This is a genomic window from Clostridium pabulibutyricum (assembly GCF_058242705.1).
Genome location: NZ_JBZAYZ010000001.1, coordinates 51028 through 73618, shown reverse-complemented (window position 1 = coordinate 73618; position 22591 = coordinate 51028). Strand labels below are relative to the sequence as shown.

The window sequence follows — 22591 nt, the reverse complement described above, 5'->3', positions numbered from 1 at the left end:
ATCATTTACTCTTCTATGAGATTTTTAATGTACTTTACAGCACTGTCCCCTGCTATTCTTCCGCTGTTTAATGCAAATCCAAGTGAATTTCCCGGCAGTACAAAAGCATAATCAGGATTGTACAAAGAATTGGCATCGGTTCCGACTGCATAAAGTCCGTTTATAACATTCAAGTCGTCATTAAGAGCTTCAGTATTATAATTTATTCTTATTCCTCCAGCACTTCCATATGCACTTAAACCAAATTTTAATGCATAATATTTATGTCCATTGATTGGCAATAAATATTTAGGGTTTTTATGGAATAGTTCATCTCTTGAATTACAATAAGAATTATAAGTTTGAACTGTATTTTTCAAACCTTCAGCATCAATACCGGTCTTTTCGGCTAATTCCTCCAAAGAATCGGCAATAAACAATACATCACTTCCATTTTTATTTGCTTCTTCTTCTTCCTGTCTAAAATAGCTCATATCCATACCAGATGTAACAACATTTATAAGCTCCAAACCTTTTTCTTCATAATGCTTGATTATTTCTTCGTCTATTATAGAATACGCAATTCTGCTTTTTTGTTTTTCGATAGCATTCGCAGTAAATACAGGATTTTCTATAACCTCTTCATTTATAAATCTCTCTCCATCCAAATTTACTAAAAGATTAGGTTGACGAAAAGGTAGCTCTATAGGAGCATATCCGCCAGTATTTGGCGCAAAGAAAACCATTTCCATAGTCATAAAATCTTTTGAAGCACCAGCTTCCCAGGCCATCTGAATTCCATCCCCTGTAAGTCCTGGAATCCTATATGAAAACAAGTCCTTTCCCCACTCAAGCCCAACATGCTCTTTTATAAATTCCGGATTATCGCCGAATCCACCTGTACCAATAATAACCGCCCCGGCATATACTTCCAACTCACCATCTTTATCGGAAGCTGTTACACCAATTACATCTCCCTGATCTTTTATAATACTCTTTACAGGTGTTTCTAACAATATTTTAACACCTAACTCGTCTGCCCTCTCCGTCATAATCTTAATCATAGTAGCAGCTGCACGCAGTCCCGGCTTTCCAGTCTTAGGTTTAACAATATGCCATGTTGCTTCTGAACCTGGAAAATATTTTGAAGGCAATGCAAACTCTACACCCATGTTTTCCAACCATTCAATAGTTCCTGCTGAATGCTCCAAATAATTTCTTATAAGCCTTCCATCCGATCTCCAGTGTGTATACTCCATAAACTTGTTAAATGCTCTATCCACAGATATATCTACAAGTTTTTCTTTTTGAATTCTCGTTTCAACTCCAAGAGGACCCATTGCCATATTAGCACATCCACCTGTAGTATTTGCCTTTTCAAGTAGTATTACATTCGCACCTTTCTCAGCAGCAGTAATTGCTGCCGCAAGTCCTGACGCACCTCCTCCAACTACAACAACATCTGTTTCAAATTCTCTCATTATTTTTTTCCTCCTTTAATAATATGTATATTTCAATTTGAATTACTAGCTTCTTCTACGTCTCCTTCTACCAGCCATCAATCCCCCATTTTGTTTACCCGCCTTAAAACTTCCAACTGCTACTGGTTCTGATGGAAGGCCCGGCACCATTGTACCTGCCTTTTGAATTGCTGATTTTTCACAGACAATTGCACATTTCCCACATCTATCACATATAGAGGAATCAATTACATGGATCAAGTTCTCTCCTCCTGCAATTGCTCCTTTTGGGCATTCTCCTGCACACTTGCCGCAGCCATCACACTTTTCGGGTGAAACATAATATGTGAAAAATTTCTTACATATCAGTGCATCACATTTTTTCCTTTTTATATGTTTTTCAAATTCTTCTCTGCTCTGTCCAATTATATTTTTAATAATTTTTCCAATTTCTCTGCCATAGTCACAGCAGGACCCTATTATCAAGTTCTCTGATATTTCATCTAGTATTTCAATATCTCCATCGCGTCCCTTGCCATTCGAAATTGCTTCGGATATCATATTAATCTGTAGTATTCCCTCTCTGCAGATTACACATTCTCCACAACTTGCACGCCTTGCACTATCAGTAAACTCTCTTATTTTATCAACCGAACAGGGATTTTCCTGCCGCCTTTTATATTCTTTATTTACAAAATCCTGTATTTTATCCAAGGCCACCTGCTTCCACAGTTTTCTTTCCATTAACGACATACAGTTTTCACTCCATTCTATTTGATTTTGTACTCAGTCCATAATTTTGACCTTGTAATTTGCGTACGCAGGTCACACTGCAGACATCTGTTTGACTCCATACAAGCTGAAGCTTCACTTAAACAATGATTTACCTCTTTGAAATTTTCAACACGGCCCTTAACATCTTCACACTTGTTTATCGCTCTCTCAATATTAAAGAAGTTTTCATCTTTTCCTATACAAGGATTTGGAGTTACATTTTCCGTTAATGTATCTTTGATATCCCCGTCTCCTCCAAGTGAAATATCTATAGAAGATGCAGCTCTACGCCCAGATGCAATTGCCCTTATTACAGAGTTTGTACCGTATACTGCATCACCAACTGCATAAACACTGTCATTAACTTTTATTCCATCTTCAGTAACAATTGAATTTCCACGTCCAGTAGCTATATTCCATTTCTCTGGTACTTCCACCTTCTGGCCTATAGCAAAGATAACTGTATCTGCCAATATTACATGTTCTGAATCGGGTGTTATTTTAAGCTGTAGTTTTTTATTTTCATCAAAGCTAAAGGATGCCACTTCCTGGCACTTAACTCCAAATACCTTGTTTTCGTTGCCTTCTATGGATAAAAATGTTCTTGAATTAAGAATTGTTATTCCTTCTTCTAATCCTTCTTTTATTTCATCCTCACTTGCAGTCATAGCTTTTCTACTCTCAAGACATGCCATTGTAACATTTTGAGCACCAAGCCTTTTTACAACTCTGGCACAATCAAAGGCCACATTACCTCCTCCAATAACTACAACCTTCTCACCTACACTAACTTGCTCTTTAAAAGAAACCTTACGCAGAAAATCTATATTTTCATATACATTTTCTAAATCCGCCCCCGGAATTGGCAGTCTTGAACCTTTTCCTGTTCCTATTGCCAAAAGGATTTTATCAAAATCCTGAGCTTTTAAATCTTCAAGTGAAGTAATCTCATAATTAGTCAATATAGTAACTCCTGCTTTTTCTATCTCTTCAATTTCAGCTTCAACAGCTTTTCTTGGAAGACGATATTCTGGAATACCAGTTGTAAGCATTCCTCCAGGCACTGGAAGTTTTTCAAATACCGTAACTTTATGACCGCACTTGGCTAGATAATATGCCGCTGTTAACCCTGCCGGTCCACTACCTACTACTGCAACTTTTTTGTTGGTTTTAGGTTTAAAAGTCACCTTGTCACGCCATAACCCTTCATCATGTTCTGCCGCAAATCTCTTCAGTTCTCTAATTGACAAGGCTTTATTAATTTCTTTTCTTCTACATGCACTTTCACAAAACGCCATACAGACATAACCCAATGAATGGGGAAATGGTGCTTTTTCCCTAATAACCGCAATAGCCTCCTGATACTTTCCTTCCTTAATACATCTAATATATCTTGGTACATCAATATTTGCAGGACATTCTGCCTTGCATGGTATAAGACCAAGTTCTCTATTTAAATTTTTCTTAAATACTCCTTCTTTATCTTGAAGTGCTCCTGTTGGGCATACTTCTACACAAGCTCCACAAAAACGACAATTTTCTTTCTGCAGGGAATTGTGATTTCGAATGTCAACCATAACTCTATCATCTTCTGTCATTCCATACTCAAGAACGTTTACCCCCCTGACCTCTTTGCATACCCTTACGCATCTTCCACAAGACACACACCTATTCAAATCTCTTATAATAAGTGGATTGGATGTATTTACAGGTACGCTATTTAGAGTCCTTCGCAAACGTGATGTACTTACTCCCAGATACTGAATCAAGGATTGTAATTCACATTTTAAATATTTAGGACAGGTAGTACAATCATCAACATGGTTAGCCAGCATTAATTCCATCGACAACCTACGCATAGCATCCAGTCTTTCCGTTTTTGTGCGTATTACCATTCCATCTTCCACTTTAGTAGTGCATGCTGTTTTTATTTCGCTGCATCCTTCTATTTCCACAACACACAATCTACATGCTCCGATATCAGGTAGATCAGGATGATGACATAAATGAGGAATATATATATCTGATTCTAATGCTATACTCAATATGTTTTTACCAGATTCCGCCTGTAACTTATAGCCATCAATTGTAACTGTTACTGTATTCATGATGTTCACTCCATTTTCAAGTTTAATTTCCTGTTAAGTTATTGTTTTAACAAATTAAATATATAATCTGCCCTAGGGGAAGAGTCAATATATTTTTTCTACATAATTCTTAAAATTTGCCTAAGTAAATGAATAATTATATAATAAAAACTATGAACTTCTATTTGGGGAGGTATTAGAATTGAAATGTTTATATACTACAGGTGAAGTGTCTAAAATAATGAACATACCTGTTAAAGCACTGCGTCATTATGACTCACTTGGCGTATTAAACCCTTTTCATATTGATGAAAATACGCACTACAGATATTATACTTATGATCAGTTTTTTTATATTGATTTAATCCGCTATATGAATAAAGCTTTAAAAGTATCTCTTGAAGAAATAAAATTAATGTTGAATTCATCTGATGATTGTGAAACCCTTCTAGCCTATTTGTCAAATCATAAAATATCCGTGGAGAAGAAAATTAAAGAATTACAATATTCCAGTAAAACCATTACAGAGGCAATTAACAACCTGAAAGATAAGAATAAAATTAGAAAGGATCTTCACATATATGAGCAATACCTACTGAGTCGTCGTATTGGAGTTAAAGATGTCAATGTTTCGCTAAATAATATTGACTTGTACTGCAGACGAAATGAAGATGTACTGCAAGGTGATAATTCAACCCAATTAAATACAATGTGCTATGTATACAAGAAAAAAGATTTTAATCCTCATGTTGAGGACTTACTAGTATCACAAATTGGATACTTCACAAATAAAACTCTTGGAAATGCAGAATACATTACCCTGCCGGAAGGACGATATTTATGCTGTAACTTCAAATATTCCGAGAGACTGTCATATCAAATAATATCTGACATGATTGATTTTGCAGACAAAAACAAAATTGTTTTATCCGATACAGCATTTCAAATTTTTGAACGCCTTGACTTAAGTGCAAAAAACAAATATGAGTATGAAATGGAATTGCAAATACTTGAGAAAATATAGTTCTTGTACGTTTTTCCCTTGTAGTTAATATCAAGTATTTAAACTTTTACCTGTGTCAAATATAGCCTGTCAAAAAATCATTTACTTGTAAGTTCCACATGTTCTCCTTCAACCCTGGAAAGTATGCGAAATATCTTTGCAACATTTTCTTCATGAATCTGTTTTTCATACTTTTTATAATACTCTACAGCATGCTTCTCCTTCTCACAGGCCAAAGAAAGCAGTTCTTCATCTGTATTATATTTGGAATAATCAACTTTTTTAAGTGTTGGCATTTCTTTTAAACCCGCTATCTTCCTATGAATTCCGGCATGAATATATTCTATATTTGATAAATCCTTGAACATATTTTTTACATTTTCGTTCTTAGCCCTATCTGATGCTTCTTTATAAAAATCTCCATTAAAAACTTCCAACTTAACTGAATGGTTTATTATTTTAAAATCATTTTCAGTCAATTTATTCTTGTCATATTGTATTACCCGCCCATTTTCTGATAGGCAGCCAATAGGCGCTCCACAAAACGGACAGTATATTACATGATTTGCACTATTGGAATTTAAAAACGCTTTTTTATTGAAATTATAATTTTTTTCATTTATTTTCATGCCGCAAACAGCACAAGTCAAAGTAACCATACAAATATCCCCTCCAAAACTATCATACTTTAATTCTAACAAGTACTCCATACTATTACAATCTTTTAAATGCAAAATTATATAAAATCAATATCTGTCCGTTGATTTCATCTGAATAACCCAATTCATAAATGTGTCAAATGTCAACTTTACATTGCCGCAGTTGCAGTGGTTACATGCACTTTCCTTCTCTGTAAAGAGTCGAAAAGTTACTGAACGTGCATTCTTAAGAGCCGAAATTTCCTTCAAGCCAACCCTATAATCAATAAAGTGATCCTTATTTGCTCCGACAATAAGCACATCCTGTGTTATTTTATCCGCTACATTCATCATCTGATAAGAATCCATTTTATCTATATAATCATACGGTGTTTCAGCTTCATAGGCATACATCCCGTGAGAGAGTCCCCATCGAACAAGTTCATCCCTTTTTGAAACATTTTTCATGGCTATATTCATAATGAACTTTAACCTGAAATTCAAAAAAAATCTACATATTTTTTTCTTTTTGTCCGGCAAATTATTTAGCAATACTTCTTGAAAGTCAGGCATAACACTCCATGCAATTATTCGTGAGATCCTTTTTTCAAACGCTGCAGCACGAGGTGCCAGCATACCACCGAGAGATGCTCCGATTATCGTGATATCACAAAGTCCAAAATAATCAATAATCGCTTTCACAGGCTTTTCCCATTCATGAGTAAAATGCTTATTCTGTATTCGAAGAACACCACCCTGTCCAGGGCCTTCAAACAAATAAACCTCGAATCCATTCTCTGCAAGATATAGCATCGGGATGAAGAACTCTTCAAAATAACTGTCATTTCCACCATGAAGCAGAATAATGTCTTTTGGCTGTCCTTTTGCTTTTACATGCAGAACCGGCAACTTTACACCATCGTATGGTACAAAGAAACGCTGGACCTTTTTACATTCAAAATAACTTTTATAAAAATCGTAGAACATCTCCGACGCTTTAACATAATATTTTTTTTTGTCAGGATCTCCATCATACATGAAAAACTCACTCATGCGATAATAACCAATAGCATTTTCTATACGGTTTTCATAAACCGCCCGATTGCCAAGGTCAATCAACTCTTTTTTCCAGCTTTTGCTGTCACTTATCCTGCTGCCTATTGCTCTGACTTCATCCAAATCTCCACCATTCCACATTACCAGACGATTGAGCTGAAAATCAAAATTACTTTGCAAATTAAGCTTGTATACACCTTTTTTAAAATGAAATTCCATAAAATCTCCTCCTTACTGTATCTTCATTGTACTGTAAGGAATCCTGCTTTTACTTTCACTTTTCTGCTGTTTTAAATAGTTTTTGAACCACTCCAAGTTCCTTCACACTAATTCCAAATAACTTCTTATTTACCGAGGCAAAATGGGAGGAACTTGAAAACCCGGCATGAACTGACGCCTGCGTGATATTTTCGCCAGACCGAATATAACCATAAGCCTTTGCAAGTTTTTAAAACATAATATAACTTGCTATGGAAGTTCCGATTTGTTCCCGAAACAAATGCGAAAGACGGCTTTCAGATAAAAACACTTTGCTGCATAAGAGTCCAATAATTCCAGTTTCAATAGTTTCAGCCTCGTTTATAATATCAAGTGCTTTGCGTATCCTATGATCATATTCACCAATTCCACCTTTTTCAAAACCGAATATTTTCAAAATCTCGCTGTCTATGTCCTCCCCGCAGGTATTTGAAATATTAATGGCTTTTCTGCATTTGTCATCATCAAGTATGGCATAAGATTTATTTTTCAAATAGACATTATCCAGTATATTTGCACGGTTACATATTTCATCAAATAAGAAAACAGGCATAGGATATATGTTAATACTAAAATTCACAAAAATCAAACTGGCATATAATCACACAACTTGATGTTTACAATAAGTACGTACGGCGAGAAAGATAAAAATTGGGATTTCGATCACTGCTGACACCATCATGACATATGGTGTCCAAATGCACAAGTGCCCGATATGAAGATATTTAATATCAATAAGTTGATAAAGGAAATTATTACTACTCATGCCTATTCCCGAAGACGGTAAAACAGAACTTAACCAATTTGCACCGAAAGCTTGAAATACAAACATAGGAAACAGACACACTGCAATAGTAATCATAATAACTGTCAATGCATCCCTGTATTGGGCCGAAATAAACATCGTAAAACTTACAGTCGCCAAAAGGGAAATTAATCCACCCATTGCTACAAAAGCTTGCAGCTTGCCTAAATTAATTGCAGGCAAACTGCTCACAGAAAACAACATCTGCATAGATGTTTTCATGCACTCTGTACCGAATGCAAAATCTGAAATCAGTAAATGCAGAGAAATACATACGGCAAAAGCTATGACAGAAATGGTCAGTGCAGCAGATATTTTCACTACAGCCAATTTGGAGCGTCCATGTTTTGTACATCTTAATATACTATCAGCCCCAGTTTGATACTCATTGGAAAATGTAGGCGTGACAGCTGCTGCACAAAGAATTACAAGAAAGAACACCGTAAGTTCAATATAATCAAAAGCATCTCTTGTATATCCTGAATAAAGCTTAAACGGTGTCTTGACTTTCGAATATTGCTTAAAGGCATTCTCCTTTGCCGATGGATAATCTTTCTCTTCTATATCCATAAGACTGTTAAGACGTTTCTTTGTCCTTTCATAAAAATGATCCATATCATCTATGGGTATATCCATTTTGCTTTTTCCCAATCCTGTTTGTAAATCTTGTAAATCGGCAAATGCCTCCGGAAGTCTGCCAATAATTGACTGAACGGGTTCTATCTTTTGATAAAGAGCAGGTGGAAATTTTCCATCATACAGGCTGTCTTCCCCGTACGGTGCAATGGTTATCTGATAAATTTTCAACGCTTCCTTTAGCTTCTCCTGGGTAACTTCTCCATCATATGGAGCTTGAAGCTTCTGTATATGTCTAATAGCCTTTAATCCATTTAACTCCGCCACCTTGTTTCCCTTAGCATCATATTGATTGTTGTCTACAAACATTACTGGAAGCCATGCCATCCCTATGGACGCAAGAAGTGCGATAAGCAGCAAAATGATTGAGCGACGTGACTTAAGTATACGTTTAAGTTCTAAATAATAAATACGCATATATTATTTCTCCTCCTCACTGATTTCCTCCTGCGGGAACAACCATAAATATAAATCCTCCAAACGGGGCTGTACCATCACAGATTCACTCACTTGTGATTCATCTGCTAAATATCGGATAGACACCATATTGTTCTCCTCACTGCGCTGGTTTACAATGCGCAGCTTCATCTCATACATAGACAGCTTGTTACTTAGAACCTTGCAAGACCAAACTTTTCCTTCAACCTGCCTGACAAGCTCGTCAGTTGTTCCAAAATCAAGAATTTTTCCCGCCTTCATAATGGCATTTTGGGTAGCAATATACTCAATGTCGGATACTATATGAGTTGAAACAAGAACAATACGATCATGAGAAAATTCCGAAATAAAATTACGGAAGCGAACCCGTTCTCCCGGATCAAGACCGGCTGTTGGTTCATCCATAATGAGAATCTTTGGATCATTCAGCATTGCCTGTGCAATTCCTACACGGCGTTTCATTCCTCCTGACAGTTTAATGATTTTTTTGTTTCTTACATCATTAAGCGTTAATGTATGCAGAAGACCTTCAATCTTTTTTCCTGTTTCCACCTTGGGGACATCCTTTAACGCCGCCATATACTCCAAATAATCCTTTACTGTGAAGTCTTGAAAAAATCCAAACTCCTGGGGTAAAAATCCGAATATATTCCTGTATTCTTCCCCTAGAGTGTGAATATCCCTGCCTTCATAAAGAATTTTTCCACTGGTTGGTTTTAAAATGTCCGCAATCATCTGCATGAGTGTAGTCTTGCCTGCACCATTTGCTCCAATCAATCCCCATACCCCTGGCGTAAGACTTAAGCAAACATTGTCAACTGCGGTTTTATCCTTAAACTGTTTACTAAGATTTGTAATCGTAAGCTCCATATTATCTCTCCTTTTTTTAATTACAATAAAAACGTCCCTGCTCAGTTTTTATTGTACTAAACAAGGACGTTTCAAACTTTAAGATAAACAATATAAATTCCTAAGGAAATCTTAATATCCGATTTATGTTTTCCTAAGACTTAACTGGAAGAGATACTGTAAAAGTAACAGTATTATTTTCACTATGAGCTGAAATTTCTCCCCCATGAAGACGAAGGATTTGATCTGCAATAGAAAGTCCAAGCCCTGATCCACCTGTATCCGACTTGCGTGCATCATCCAAACGGGTAAATTTGTCAAAAATAGATGATAGCTGTTCAGGTGGAATAGTTTGCCCGTGATTTTCAAACACAATAATTATTCTATCATTATTCTCTTCTGCTGAAATTATAATTTCCGTACCTGGATAACTGTAGGCAACAGCATTTTTTAAAATGTTGTTAAATACCCTTGCCAACTTTTCAGGATCAGCATAAACAGTCAAATTTTCATTTGCACGGAGTATGGCAGAATTTCCTTTAGCCGATAAAGCAGGATAAAATTCATCAATCAACTGCACAAGCATGTAGTATAAATCGATGTTTTCTTTCTTGAGCTTAATTTGCTGTGTATTGTACCGTGTGATTTCAAAAAATTCATTAATGAGTTTTTCCAGTCTTACAGCTTTTTTTAAGGCAATTTTTACATATTTTGCTTTTTGTTCTGCAGGCATATCCGGTGCTTCCTCCAGTAAACTCAGATAACCAATTACAGAAGTCAGCGGTGTACGAATATCGTGTGCCAAATACATAACCAATTCATTCTTTTTACTTTCCGCTTCTTTTACTGCCCTATAACTTAAAAGAACATCCATTTTTATCTGATTCATTTGTTTTTCTACATCTTTTAAAGGCTCCGATAACTCAATGGTTTTGTCATTTGGCTGATGCACAGTTTTTGTAGCATCTATGACTTCATGAAGATATTCCCAAGGTTTTTTCAAGTAATGATAGAATATGCAGCAAAAACCAATAACAATATACATAAAATAAATAATACTGATTCTAAGATCAAACCATGAAAAAAACGCATTTGAAAATTTACCCAGCGCATAATCAACTATCACAATTAAAACGTATCCAATTAAAGTATATAGTAACAAAGTAATATATAATCTAATACACAGCTTTTTTTCTATGATTTTATTGTTCATAACATATTTTCCTTCCTTGCAGCCTGCAATATCTAAATTTTATACCCTACTCCCCATATCGTTTTTATATATTTTGGTTCATCTGCAGTATCCCCCATTTTTTCGCGCAAGTGCCGAATATGAACGGTAATCGTGTTGTTTCTTTTACTGTAATATTCATCTTTCCATATCCCCTGGAACAATTTTTCAGAGCTTACAACCATACCTTTATTCTCCATCAGTATTCGAAGTATTGAAAATTCCGTTGGTGTCAGCGAAATGAGCTTCTCATCTATAAAGCATTCGTATGTCTTTATATTTATTTTTAATCCTGAATAAGATAAATGAGAAGTTATATCCAGTTCATCTTTTGTAGAATTGTACTTCTTATATCGACGTAATTGAGCTTTTACCCTGGCAATCAATTCAAGAGGACGAAACGGCTTTGTTACATAATCGTCAGCACCTAAAGTCAATCCCGTAATTTTATCAGTTTCCTCATCTTTTGCCGTCAACATAATGACTGGAAAATTATATTGCTCTCTAATTTTCCTGCAAAGGTCAAAGCCATTTATTTCCGGCATCATAATATCCAGAATAGCAAGATCAAGCTGCATGTCTTCTATACAAGCAAGTGCCTCTCTTGAAGAATAAAACTTAAAAACAATATAATTTTCGTTTTGCAGATATACCTCTATTAAATCTGCAATATCATGTTCATCATCTACCACAAGAATTCTATCACTCATAAAATCGACTCTCCTCCACCTAATGTAAGCCATATAAAATTTTATCAAATTTCTTTCGTTTATTTATAATTTTCTTCATAAGAAATTATTAAGAATTTACTAATATATATTGATACCATCATAATACACCCAAACTAAAAAAAGCAATCCAATAAAATTTATTAATGGATTGCTCTTGTCATATGTATCAAATTTACTTAACTGCGATATATAAATAGCAATGTGCTTTTCCGTCCTTCGTATATTGACCCGGAACACTGCTTTCAAAATCCTCTGTAAAAGTTCTATGTATATCACCTGAGTTTTGCTCAGACCATACCTTTTCCCACGCCTTTCTTGTGCAAAGGCTTATTTGTCCATATTCATCTTTTTCATCATACTTTTTATAAAGTCCTTCATTTACTTTTTGTTCCATCATCTTAAAGAAATCTGCTGTTGCAGCCATTATGGTCAAATCGTAATCTCCTTTTTCATCACTGGAATAATTACTGTATTTTGAAACCGGAGAAATCCCCTGTTGAAATACATGCTCACTGTCAAAAAGAATAGGCAGTTTTCCACTTTCAATATCCTTCCAGATATCATTAATCTTTTTTATTCCCTCCTCGGAGTTATTAGTTCTTATTGTTATTTTGTTTAATTTATATGCCAACTCTGCTCCTCCTATTATCCAAATATTTTATATGCAAGTTTTAATAAAAGTCTGTATAAAATTAAGCTTCCAAATAACACTATGCTCATGCAGACAAGAAATATTACTATATAATTATTTATAAAAAAGTTTAAAATCACAAGTATCCCACTTATAACAACAACTATAACCATTATTAAAACTGGCAAATAGTTTTTCTGAAAAATAGCTTTCTCAGTTTCCCATGTGAGTTTTGGAAAGCTAAAATCCAGGAATAAACCTATCAAAGATATCAGTAATATTGCACCTATCGATACTAATAGTCCTAAAATAAATAATAATTTATTGATACCTATTAGTATCAATACTATTGCTGTTATTACTACTGCCATTCCATTTATACATAAAGATGATATTATTTTTGAGTGTAGATGAGTTTTATATGAAATCGGAATATATTTAGATACTATAATATCTCTGCCTTCCCTTGAAAGTGCAATTGAGGCTGCACCACCTGTCATTATAGACATTGCGGCAAGAACAAAGGCTCCAACTATTACAAAACCATTTAGTCTATTAGTACTGTTTAACATATTTTTTATATTTGCAAGACCTCCGTTGGATATCATTGACACCCCAAGTATTGCCGGCATATAAAATATCATTGCAACGCAATTTATAAAATACGTTGGTGTTCTAAACATAATTTTAATATCTTTTACCACAAGAGCTTTTAGTGGAGAATTTATTTTTATGATTTTATCTGCTTTTCCATTTTCAAGTATGTTTTCCCTTGTGCTGTAAGATTCTGAAATACCTATTATTCCTTTGAGATACAGTTTTCCTCCAATATATGAATAAGCAGCAAATATTGCTATGCTTGTTACTAATGTTAGAATTATATACAAGAGTCCGCTTGTTTTGTTATTGTACAGCAGTGCATATGATGAAAATTTATTTGTTATAAAAATTCCTGTCATAGTATCCATCATGCTGTTATGACCTTCTGAAAATTTCAAAAGCGTTTGTCCATGAGTCATGTTTCCATTTAAAGCAGAATTGAGGTAATTAAATAAAATAACAAAGATTAATGAAATACAACCTATAAACATTCTAAAGCCATCTTTGTGCTTTGACAGCTTGGTAAATCTCATAAGTATCATGCATATGATAGATGCCAGTACCATTGGAAATACAGGAGTTATTATCAATACTAATACAAGATACAAATAATAAATAATACTTGCTTTTGATACAATTCCATAAGCTATAAGCGGAAGTATCAATATAGAAGTATACATATACATATTTAATAATACGGCTAAGAACTTGCCAATTATAAGTTCGCTGCTTTTAATTGGCATAGGTAAAAGCACTTCTATATCATCTGAAAAGTAAAATACATTCATTATTGTGTATGTTCCAAGAAGGAAACAAATACCTGCACCTGCCGATACCATAAGTGCCAGCAGCATTCCTTCCTGACCTGCTGCATGAAACGACTCATATCCGCTTGCAATTATAAGTGCAAATGGTATAGATATGACAATTATTGAAAAAATCATAATTAAAGATAAAAAGATAGTCTTCATTTTATTGTTTCCAAACATTTCACCGAGGGCATTTTTCATAAAATATTTGGTCACAACTCTTAATCTATTCATTTTCGGTCATCTCCAGGAACATTTCCTCTAAAGATTCATTTTCCTTAAATTTATCATGCATGTCGTTTAAAGTTCCATTAAATATTAATTGCCCTTTATTAATTATTGCTACCTTATCACATATTTTTTCTGCAACCTCCAACACGTGAGTTGAAAAAATAACTGTGTTTCCTGCATCAGCATGTTCTCTCATCATTTCCTTTAACGTAAATGCTGATTTAGGGTCTAAGCCTGTCATGGGTTCATCTAAAATCCACACTTTTGGCTTATGGATCATAACTCCTATTAAAATGATTTTCTGTCTCATTCCATGAGAATACGCTTGAATTTTATCTGCAAGAGCAGATTCCATACCAAACTTTTTTGACATATTCTTTATTCTCTCAGATCTATCTTCTTTAGAAACGCCATAAATGTCTGCCATAAAATTCAAGTACTCTATTCCAGTAAGTCTTAAAAACATATCTGGATTGTCTGGTACATATCCGAACTGTTTTTTTGCCTTAATTGGGTTTTTACTTATGTCAACACCATTGATTTCTATATTCCCTTTAGTTGGTGCTATCACTCCAGTAATCATCTTGATTGTAGTGGTTTTTCCTGCACCATTAGGGCCTAGCAGTCCGTAGATTTCTCCATCGCTTACTTCTAAATTTAAATTGTCGACTGCCTTATAATTTCCATTATAACTTTTTATGACATTTTGTATGCTTATCATTATTGACGCCTCCTTCTAGGATATTTTCATACTAAAATTTGCTGTATAAAAAAGTATTCGTTTTATTTTAACATATCTTTATAAGTAGAGTAAGCCGTTAACTTCCGCCACCGACTTATTTTCCACTGAAATAATACTCTCACCTTCAGCCTTATAAGGACTTGCCAAAATTTTGTTAAAAAAGACTGCTTGATAAATGCATTTATCAGCAGTCTTAAAACAAATTTTCAAAACAATCTACTCTAAATTTTTTCCATTCGTTGCTATAACATTTTTATACCAATAAAACGAATCTTTTCTGTATCTTCTGCATTCTTTAATATCCTTATCTGTGCGATCTACATATATAAATCCATATCTTTTGGCAATTCCGTTACTTGTTGACAATAAATCAAATGCAGACCACGGATTATACGCTATAATATCAACACCATTTGCAATTGCATTTTTCATTGCCTTAATGTGCTCACGGATATATTCAATACGATAACTGTCGTGCACACTTCCGTCTCTTTCCAGTTCATCATATGCTCCAAACCCATTTTCACAAATCATAACGGGTTTGTGATAACGATCATTAATATCCTCCAATACATATTGAAGTCCAATTGGATCTATTGGCATTGAAAAATCAGTATCTTTAATATTGTCATTTTTACAACATTCAAATAAATCTGGCTGTACCTCATAAACAATTTTTCCACCCTTACCCGTCTTATTATTTTGTTTAGAGCGACGAGCCAATCCCGGGGCAGCCTCTTTTACACATGCACTTTGATAATAATTTATTCCCAGGAAATCAAAGCATTCCGAACCCCTTTTTATTAAATCCATGTCTCCTTCTAAAATTTCAAAATCCAGCCCCTGACGTTTCAAATAAGCCATTACTGATTTTGTGTATATTCCTTTAAAGTACGCATCCATATAAAAATAATTCTTAAAGGCACTTGCATTTTTAGATGCCAAAATATCCTTTGGAGCACACGTATGTGGATAATATGGAGCCATGTCAAGTGCTGCACCACATAATCCTCCTGGAACAATCTCATGAACAGCAATTGCTGCTTTTGCGTGAGCAAGATTCATGTAATGATTTGCTTGATATCTAAACTTTGGGTTGAACTTGTCTTCCAATGATATTTTATTTTTACGGTCAATATAATTGACAACAATACTCTGCTCATTAATAGTTAACCAATATTTCACTTTATCTTTATATTCATTCAAAATATATCTAGCATAGTACTCAAAATCATCAACAATTCTGCGATCTGCCCATCCTCCATATTTATTTACTAAAGCCATAGGCAAATCGTAATGCCACATAGTTACAATTGGCTCAATATTATGAGATTTTAATTCATCAATTAAATTATGATAAAATTGAACACCTTTTGAATTGGGCTTACCAATTCCGTCAGGCAAAACTCTAGCCCAGTTAATTGAAAAACGGTATGATGTAAATCCCATCTCTGCCATTAATGCTACATCTTCCTTATAATGATGGTAATGATCACTTGCCACACTTGCATCTGCATAACCGTATTCATCACTGATTTCTCTATTAATTACATCCTGTTGATTGTCCTTTTTTCCATCCTCATTTGCTGCACCTTCACATTGATATGCGCTAGTTGCTGCACCCCACATAAAACCTTCAGGAAAGCTATTTACAATATCCATCAATTTTTACCTCCAATTTTCTATACATTTTCATCATCTGCTCAATCATATTTACTTCTGACGCTATCGTCATTAAAGTATCTTGTGCATGTATGAATAAAAAGCATATATCCATTTTATTTCCACGTGCTTCTTCTTGAATAACTTCTGTTTGGGAAAGATGTGCCTTTTTAATACATTCTCTAGCTATACTTAACAACTCATCTGCCTTCTTTTTGTCTCCATCCATCTCTGCAGACATTGCACTCATAACATTATTTCTAGCATCACCAGCATTTAATATAATTTGCATGGCAACGTTAACTATCTTTTCGTCCATACCATCAAACTCCCTTATCTTATTTAAGAACCAGTTCCGCATCACCTTTTATAGATTTACCTTCCATCTCAGAAAGCTTTTCTTGTTCCTTTAACAATGTTTCCTTTTCAAATACCTTGAAAAATGGATAGTAAATTAATAAATCTAAGAGTAGCACAACTGCCCACCAGATAATTCCCCTCATATCTCCTGTAAATAGTACAGTAGATATCGGTGCTGGAATTGTTGAAACCATTGCCAATTGAATTGTGGGAATGGTTAAGAACCCAAATTTCATAACTACCCATACAATTGTGGCATTGACAAATGTACAAATATACATTGGAAGCATAAGCATTGGATTGAATACCATTGGTGCTCCAAATATAACTGGTTCATTTATGTTGAAAATAGATGGTCCAATGCACACCCTGCCAAGTGTCTTTAACTTTTTACTCTTAGACATAAGCAGCCAAATGTTGAAAGCCAATGTGCAGCCCATACCACCAAGTACACATAATGCGATACCATTAGCAACCTCCGATGTTGTTAAAAATGTAGCTGTACCACCTGCAGCAACAGCTGCCACATTTGCAGCCTGCGCTGGAATAAAAATTGCATTTCTCGGACCAGACCATGTCCACCCTGATATTCCTAATGAGTAGAAAAATACAGGAATAAAAACAACGAGTAAAAATCCCAGGTATGTTTGAGCAATTGCTTGAACTGGCTGAAATATAAGCAATACCAATGGATACAAATCTATGTTAAAATCAATAATTAAAATCTTTAAGGTTAGAATAGTTAAAAAAATAGGAATAATATTGTTGATCCATTCCTTAACAAATTCAGGAATGCTTGTATTTCCCTTTAATAATTTTAATTTGGCAATAATATGAAATATAAATGCTACATATAATCCAATACATATAGCTACAACAATACCTGTTGGCCCAAATCTGTTCCAGGTTACAGTATATATTCCCTTACTATCAATAGTTCCTTTCATGGTTAAAATATATGCACATATACCCGTTAATCCTCCAACTACCTGATATCCACGATGTTTTAATGATCCCATTAATTGATATACCATCATAAACGCTACAAGAAGAGACAATAAATTAAACGTATAAGTTGTTATAATAGTTAAATCCGGCAAAATTTTTGAAAAATAAGATTGTATAACATTATAAAAGAAAACTACACATCCTGTTAATATAAATGGTAAACATTTAACTATACCGGCAGAAAAACCTGATACCCATGGGCGATTGGTAAATTTCTGTACTGCCGGTGTCAATGAATTTTGCAGCCAATACATGAACTTTTTCATAAGTATTACTCCTCCTTTGCAATTTTTTTATTCTTTTAATTTTTTCAAGATAAATTCAATTAAACCTTCTCCATCAAGAGCTCCGTAAATTTCTTGTGGAATTACAGCAACCGGAATATCATATGGTTCTGCAATTTCTTGAAATTCCTCAAGATGACTTTTATAATGTGGTCCTAGAAGAAGAAAATCATAATCTTCTATTACGTCTTCAACAACACTCTGACTCTTTGCATCAATAATCATTTGAGCTTTCTTTGAATTTGCAGCCTTTTGTGCAGCTTGTGCCAGAAATCCAGAACTCATACCTGCACCACAACACAATAATATAGAATACTTAGCCATATTAATCGCCTCCATAAACTTTATGTCTCTAGTATAAATAAGGCTATTTTAATAAAATAGTTCTGTCTTTTCCTGCACACAAGAAATTGTAAACCTTTTTTTTAAAAACATTTATAGTTATACTAATTAAAGATAATCTTTTTATTTGATATAATATTTAGGAAATGCAGGGTAAAATGTACAGGAGGTAACTAAAATGCTAACTAAGAGAGATATCATAAACTACTTGAATAACTCAAATTCCAAACTTTTAACTTCTAAAAGTATAGCTCTTCATTTTAGCGTTACACCTAGAACCATACGAAATTATATTAAAGATATTAAAGAAGAGTATAAAGATGACATTGAAATAAGTAAAAATAGTATTAAAATCAAAAAAACTTTAAAATTAAACGAGGATAATGATATTCCTTTGACATTCGAGGAACGTAAATCATACATTCTGCAAAAACTACTAATAACCGGCAAAGCTATCGATTTAGATATTTTATCTAGCAAACTCTGTATATCTGAAGTCACTCTGCAAAACGAAATAAAAAAAATTCGAAGATATATTGCAAGATATCATTTAGTATTAAAAACTAAAAATAACAAATTGCTTTTGGTTGGAACTGTAAAAGATAAGAAAACATTGATAATTCAACTTATATATGATGAAGCTGGGAATCATTTAGTTAGCTTATCCACCCTTAACGATATATTTCCTAATTATAATGTAGAAGAAATTCACAACATCATCATGCAAAAACTCAATGAAAACCATTTTTTTATTGATGAATACTCACTTATTAATCTTCTGCTGCACATACTTATTTCAATGAATCAAGCGCAATCATCACAAAATAGCTACGAATCCTTAAATTTAGAGCTAACAACATCAACTCATCCGTTTGTTTCAATTATTGATGAATTATGCGAAATTTTAGAAAATATGTATGATGTGAAATTTACTGATAGTAGTAAATATCAGTTCACATTACTTCTAATGACTAGATCAATTAAAAATAAGGAGCTAAGGGAAATTGAAACTACAAAATTATCAGTTAGCAATGACATAACAATATTGGTGAATAATATTATAAGTTCTGTATATAAAAATTATAATATCGATCTAAATGTCGATGAATTTATTATTGCTTTTTCTCTGCACATTAAAAACATGCTAATTCGTCTTAAAGAAAAAGTATCAGTTCACAACCCATTATTATATAGTATAAAATCGACTTCTCCTTTTATATATGACATTGCCGTTTACATCTCAAATATTATAAGTAAGCAGCAAAATGTGACTATGTATGATGATGAAATTGCCTATATAGCTTTGCACATAGGAGTGAGAATTGAGGAATTAAACAGCATACGTAAAAAGTTAAAAGTAACAATTATTTGTCCACATTATTATTCTCATTACAATAATCAATTGAAAAAAATTGAATCCTATTTTCATGAAGATATAATGATTAATTCCATAATAACAAATCCAAAGGAATTAAACTTAAATGACAATGATTTTATAATATCTACAATTCCAGTTTCCTGTGTCAGTAATTATGTTGTTATATCTACATTTTTTAATGATGATGATAAGGATAATATAAGTAAACTAATAAAACATATTAAAAGAGATAAATCTCGCTCTAAAATCGCAGCTATGCTAAAAAAGCTTATTGATAAAGATTTGTTTAAAACTAATTGTAATTATATTTCAAGGGATGATGCAATTAATAAAATGGCAAATACCCTAATAAAAAAAGAATATGTATCTTATGAATTCACTAAAAAAATATTTGAAAGAGAAGAAATATCGCCAACTAATTTTGGCATGGTTGCTATTCCCCATCCTATAGATTGTTATTCACAAAAAACGGTTCTTGAAATTTCTATTTTAGAAGAACCTGTTAGTTGGGGAAACTCATCAGTAAAAATTATTTTTATGTTCTCAATAAGTAAATTTGACTTTTCTAATTTTTCTGATGTCTTTTCATTTCTCGCAAGTATTTGTAACAACTATGCAAACTTAGAGTTCATAATTAATTCCAAATCATATAACGAATTCATAAATAATATCTTAAAATTATATTAGAAAATATGCCGCATCAAAATATTTCTATACTGATACGGCATGCTCATTTTTTCCTTTTTACGGGAATCCAGAGTTCACATCTATACCCACTTTCATCATCCAAAAAGTTTTTTTCCATGCAGGGACCCTCCACCTGTTCAAATCCCGAAGAAGGAAACCATTCTGAATACACACGTCTCCAGATATCTTGTATAATAAAATTATCCGGCCCTTTTCCAAAACCTTCAAATACCGCCCATGTAAGCTCCGGCACACTAAGCACTGTAAATTCACCCGTAAATTCTTCTCTAACCATCTCATGTCCCATCATATACTTTCTTGTACCATCTTCCTTAAAATCATAATGGAGTCCACTTAGCAAACTACCCTTTGGCCTGCCTAACATTTCATTTATCCTGTCATGTACTCCATTCTCAAATATCCCGCTAATAAACTTTGGTATATCTCTATAGGCCTCATCATTAACTTTAGTTGTTTCAAAACTTACACCGAATACCTTAAAACCTTCCTTTTGAACTATTTTATAGACAATTTCCCGTTCTCCCTTAATTGATATTGTAAAAGATATTTTTGGAAAAGCTTTAATTTTCCCACCAAAATTTTTTAAAGCTGAAGGCGACATTCCATGCATTCTTTTAAACGCCTTGGCAAAGGCTTCCGGACTCTCATATCCGTATTTCAATGCTATGTCAGTTATTCTATTATGCGACATAGTCAACTCTTCTGCCGCAAGAGTAAGCCTTCTGTTTCTTATATACCGGGTTACTGTAAATCCTGTCAATGCATGAAAAATCCGCTGAAAATGATACCTTGACGAGTATGCAATTTTTGCTATGTCATCTATATTAAGTTCTGCATCCAAATTTTCTTCAATATATTCAAGTGCATTTTTAAGCAGCTCAATTGTTTCCAATTTTTTTATCTCCTTTAGGAATCATCATCTTATTATACACATAATTTGTTATAACCTCACAATACTTGTCCGGCTCCTCAATTCTAATATAATGACCAGAAAAATCAAATACAACCACTCTCTTGTCACAAGCCCTCTTCGTAAATTCCTCAATCTGAACTTCACAAGTTATTGGATCATATTTGCCTTTAAGAAGTAAAGACGGTTTATTTATATTTGACAACTCACAAAACACATCATTATATACACGCCAATCTTTTAGCAGCTTCATTCTCGTATTTGTAGATTTTTGCCATAGCCTCTTGGCATCATGGGTATTTACTGCTATTCTTTCAATAATATGCTTGTCATCTCCAAACCACATGAAATTATTGCAGTTCTCCCCAAGCTGACCTATAGCTTTTGTGAGAAGTTTATTAATTTTTTTATAATCTGTAATATTTTTTAACGCTTCAAAATATTCTTCTGCCAATATTGGATTTCCAAGCTTTGTCAGTTCATTTGCTGCTGCATTTAACATGGAACGTTCTGAAAGTGCAAAATCAAAAGATGGAGATTCATATATCATGCATTCAATGGAATCAGGATATAAACTCGCATAAACAGCAGCAAGATATCCTCCAAATGAATGACTTAGAAGCGACCATTTATTTATATGCAGTTTTCTTCTGAGTTCTTCAAAATCTTCAATAATGTCTTCCAGTGTAATACTTTCTTCCTGTAAAACATCTTCAGATCTCCACACACCTCTTTGTTCCGGAGCTATAACTTTAAAATTCTTTGATAATCTCTCTCCCTGATACTGAATAAAATCTGCAACGCCAATTCCACCCGGTCCGCCATGAATAAACAACAATACATTGGATGAGTCCTCTCCTAAAATTTCAGTGTAAATATTCTTTCCTCTGATTTTATAATAACATCCCATTTAAAATATCCTCCGTCAGCTGTATTTTATACTTAACCATCTACACTAGAGTATATCAAAATACATCATCT

At 33.7% G+C, this 22591-nt stretch carries 21 protein-coding genes; 2 read left to right on the top strand and 19 right to left on the bottom strand.

Features of this window, described 5'->3' with window-relative positions; genetic code table 11:
• Positions 1–5: 5 nt before the first annotated feature.
• Genes AC4CVH_RS00395 through AC4CVH_RS00385 form a run of 3 tightly spaced genes read right to left on the bottom strand, consistent with a single transcriptional unit; the run spans position 6 to position 4321 of the window.
• Entirely contained in the window at positions 6–1460 is a 1455-nt protein-coding gene (locus AC4CVH_RS00395) for an FAD-dependent oxidoreductase (RefSeq protein WP_490785730.1), read from the bottom strand.
• Positions 1461–1505: 45 nt separating this feature from the next.
• On the bottom strand, positions 1506–2192 hold the full coding sequence (locus tag AC4CVH_RS00390; protein WP_490785729.1) for a DUF362 domain-containing protein: 687 nt from the start codon (positions 2190–2192) through the stop codon (positions 1506–1508).
• Positions 2193–2209: 17 nt separating this feature from the next.
• Positions 2210–4321: an FAD-dependent oxidoreductase gene (locus tag AC4CVH_RS00385; RefSeq protein WP_490785728.1), complete on the bottom strand. Its 2112-nt coding sequence runs from the start codon at positions 4319–4321 to the stop codon at positions 2210–2212.
• A gap of 181 nt (positions 4322–4502) precedes the next feature.
• Here AC4CVH_RS00385 and AC4CVH_RS00380 point away from each other — a divergent pair, with 181 nt between their 5' ends.
• Positions 4503–5324: a MerR family transcriptional regulator gene (locus tag AC4CVH_RS00380; protein ID WP_490785727.1), complete on the top strand. Its 822-nt coding sequence runs from the start codon at positions 4503–4505 to the stop codon at positions 5322–5324.
• 77 nt (positions 5325–5401) lie between these two features.
• Here the strand turns inward: AC4CVH_RS00380 and AC4CVH_RS00375 are convergent, their stop codons facing one another.
• The 14 genes from AC4CVH_RS00375 to AC4CVH_RS00310 all read right to left on the bottom strand — a co-directional run bounded on the left by AC4CVH_RS00375 (position 5402) and on the right by AC4CVH_RS00310 (position 18596).
• Positions 5402–5962 carry a ferritin-like domain-containing protein gene (locus AC4CVH_RS00375; protein ID WP_490785726.1) on the bottom strand — a complete coding sequence of 187 codons (561 nt, stop codon included), beginning with the start codon at positions 5960–5962 and terminating at the stop codon, positions 5402–5404.
• Positions 5963–6049: 87 nt separating this feature from the next.
• Positions 6050–7216 carry an alpha/beta hydrolase gene (locus AC4CVH_RS00370; RefSeq protein WP_490785725.1) on the bottom strand — a complete coding sequence of 389 codons (1167 nt, stop codon included), beginning with the start codon at positions 7214–7216 and terminating at the stop codon, positions 6050–6052.
• A gap of 229 nt (positions 7217–7445) precedes the next feature.
• Positions 7446–7748 (bottom strand): hypothetical protein, encoded by a 303-nt coding sequence (locus tag AC4CVH_RS00365; protein ID WP_490785724.1) that lies wholly within the window; start codon positions 7746–7748, stop codon positions 7446–7448.
• Between the two features lie 108 nt (positions 7749–7856).
• The gene (locus AC4CVH_RS00360) at positions 7857–9113 is read right to left on the bottom strand and encodes an ABC transporter permease subunit (RefSeq protein WP_490785723.1); all 1257 of its coding nucleotides are present in this window, start codon (positions 9111–9113) and stop codon (positions 7857–7859) included.
• A 3-nt stretch (positions 9114–9116) separates the two neighbouring features.
• Complete coding sequence (locus AC4CVH_RS00355; RefSeq protein WP_490785722.1) at positions 9117–10004, bottom strand: ABC transporter ATP-binding protein; 888 nt, start codon at positions 10002–10004, stop codon at positions 9117–9119.
• 133 nt (positions 10005–10137) lie between these two features.
• Complete coding sequence (locus AC4CVH_RS00350) at positions 10138–11196, bottom strand: sensor histidine kinase (RefSeq protein WP_490785721.1); 1059 nt, start codon at positions 11194–11196, stop codon at positions 10138–10140.
• A gap of 32 nt (positions 11197–11228) precedes the next feature.
• Positions 11229–11924, bottom strand: coding sequence for a VanR-ABDEGLN family response regulator transcription factor (vanR, locus tag AC4CVH_RS00345; protein ID WP_490785720.1), 696 nt, complete (start codon positions 11922–11924; stop codon positions 11229–11231).
• Between the two features lie 193 nt (positions 11925–12117).
• Positions 12118–12576, bottom strand: a complete 459-nt coding sequence (locus AC4CVH_RS00340) for an AraC family transcriptional regulator (protein WP_490785719.1) — start codon at positions 12574–12576, stop codon at positions 12118–12120.
• 14 nt (positions 12577–12590) lie between these two features.
• Positions 12591–14219: a putative ABC transporter permease subunit gene (locus AC4CVH_RS00335; protein WP_490785718.1), complete on the bottom strand. Its 1629-nt coding sequence runs from the start codon at positions 14217–14219 to the stop codon at positions 12591–12593.
• Entirely contained in the window at positions 14212–14937 is a 726-nt protein-coding gene (locus tag AC4CVH_RS00330) for an ABC transporter ATP-binding protein (protein WP_490785717.1), read from the bottom strand. Before AC4CVH_RS00330 ends, AC4CVH_RS00335 begins: the two co-directional genes overlap by 8 nt.
• Before the next feature lie 237 nt (positions 14938–15174).
• Entirely contained in the window at positions 15175–16620 is a 1446-nt protein-coding gene (locus AC4CVH_RS00325) for a glycoside hydrolase family 1 protein (protein WP_490786296.1), read from the bottom strand.
• Entirely contained in the window at positions 16604–16939 is a 336-nt protein-coding gene (locus AC4CVH_RS00320) for a PTS lactose/cellobiose transporter subunit IIA (RefSeq protein ID WP_490785716.1), read from the bottom strand. Before AC4CVH_RS00320 ends, AC4CVH_RS00325 begins: the two co-directional genes overlap by 17 nt.
• A 19-nt stretch (positions 16940–16958) precedes the next feature.
• Complete coding sequence (locus AC4CVH_RS00315) at positions 16959–18254, bottom strand: PTS transporter subunit EIIC (protein ID WP_490785715.1); 1296 nt, start codon at positions 18252–18254, stop codon at positions 16959–16961.
• 27 nt (positions 18255–18281) lie between these two features.
• Positions 18282–18596 (bottom strand): PTS sugar transporter subunit IIB, encoded by a 315-nt coding sequence (locus tag AC4CVH_RS00310; protein WP_490785714.1) that lies wholly within the window; start codon positions 18594–18596, stop codon positions 18282–18284.
• 196 nt (positions 18597–18792) lie between these two features.
• Here AC4CVH_RS00310 and AC4CVH_RS00305 point away from each other — a divergent pair, with 196 nt between their 5' ends.
• Complete coding sequence (locus AC4CVH_RS00305; protein ID WP_490785713.1) at positions 18793–20679, top strand: BglG family transcription antiterminator; 1887 nt, start codon at positions 18793–18795, stop codon at positions 20677–20679.
• 43 nt (positions 20680–20722) lie between these two features.
• Here AC4CVH_RS00305 and AC4CVH_RS00300 read toward each other — a convergent pair whose 3' ends face one another.
• Together AC4CVH_RS00300 and AC4CVH_RS00295 are read right to left on the bottom strand one after the other, a co-directional pair.
• On the bottom strand, positions 20723–21592 hold the full coding sequence (locus tag AC4CVH_RS00300) for an AraC family transcriptional regulator (protein ID WP_490785712.1): 870 nt from the start codon (positions 21590–21592) through the stop codon (positions 20723–20725).
• The gene (locus AC4CVH_RS00295; protein ID WP_490785711.1) at positions 21579–22520 is read right to left on the bottom strand and encodes an alpha/beta fold hydrolase; all 942 of its coding nucleotides are present in this window, start codon (positions 22518–22520) and stop codon (positions 21579–21581) included. Before AC4CVH_RS00295 ends, AC4CVH_RS00300 begins: the two co-directional genes overlap by 14 nt.
• Positions 22521–22591 lie beyond the last annotated feature (71 nt).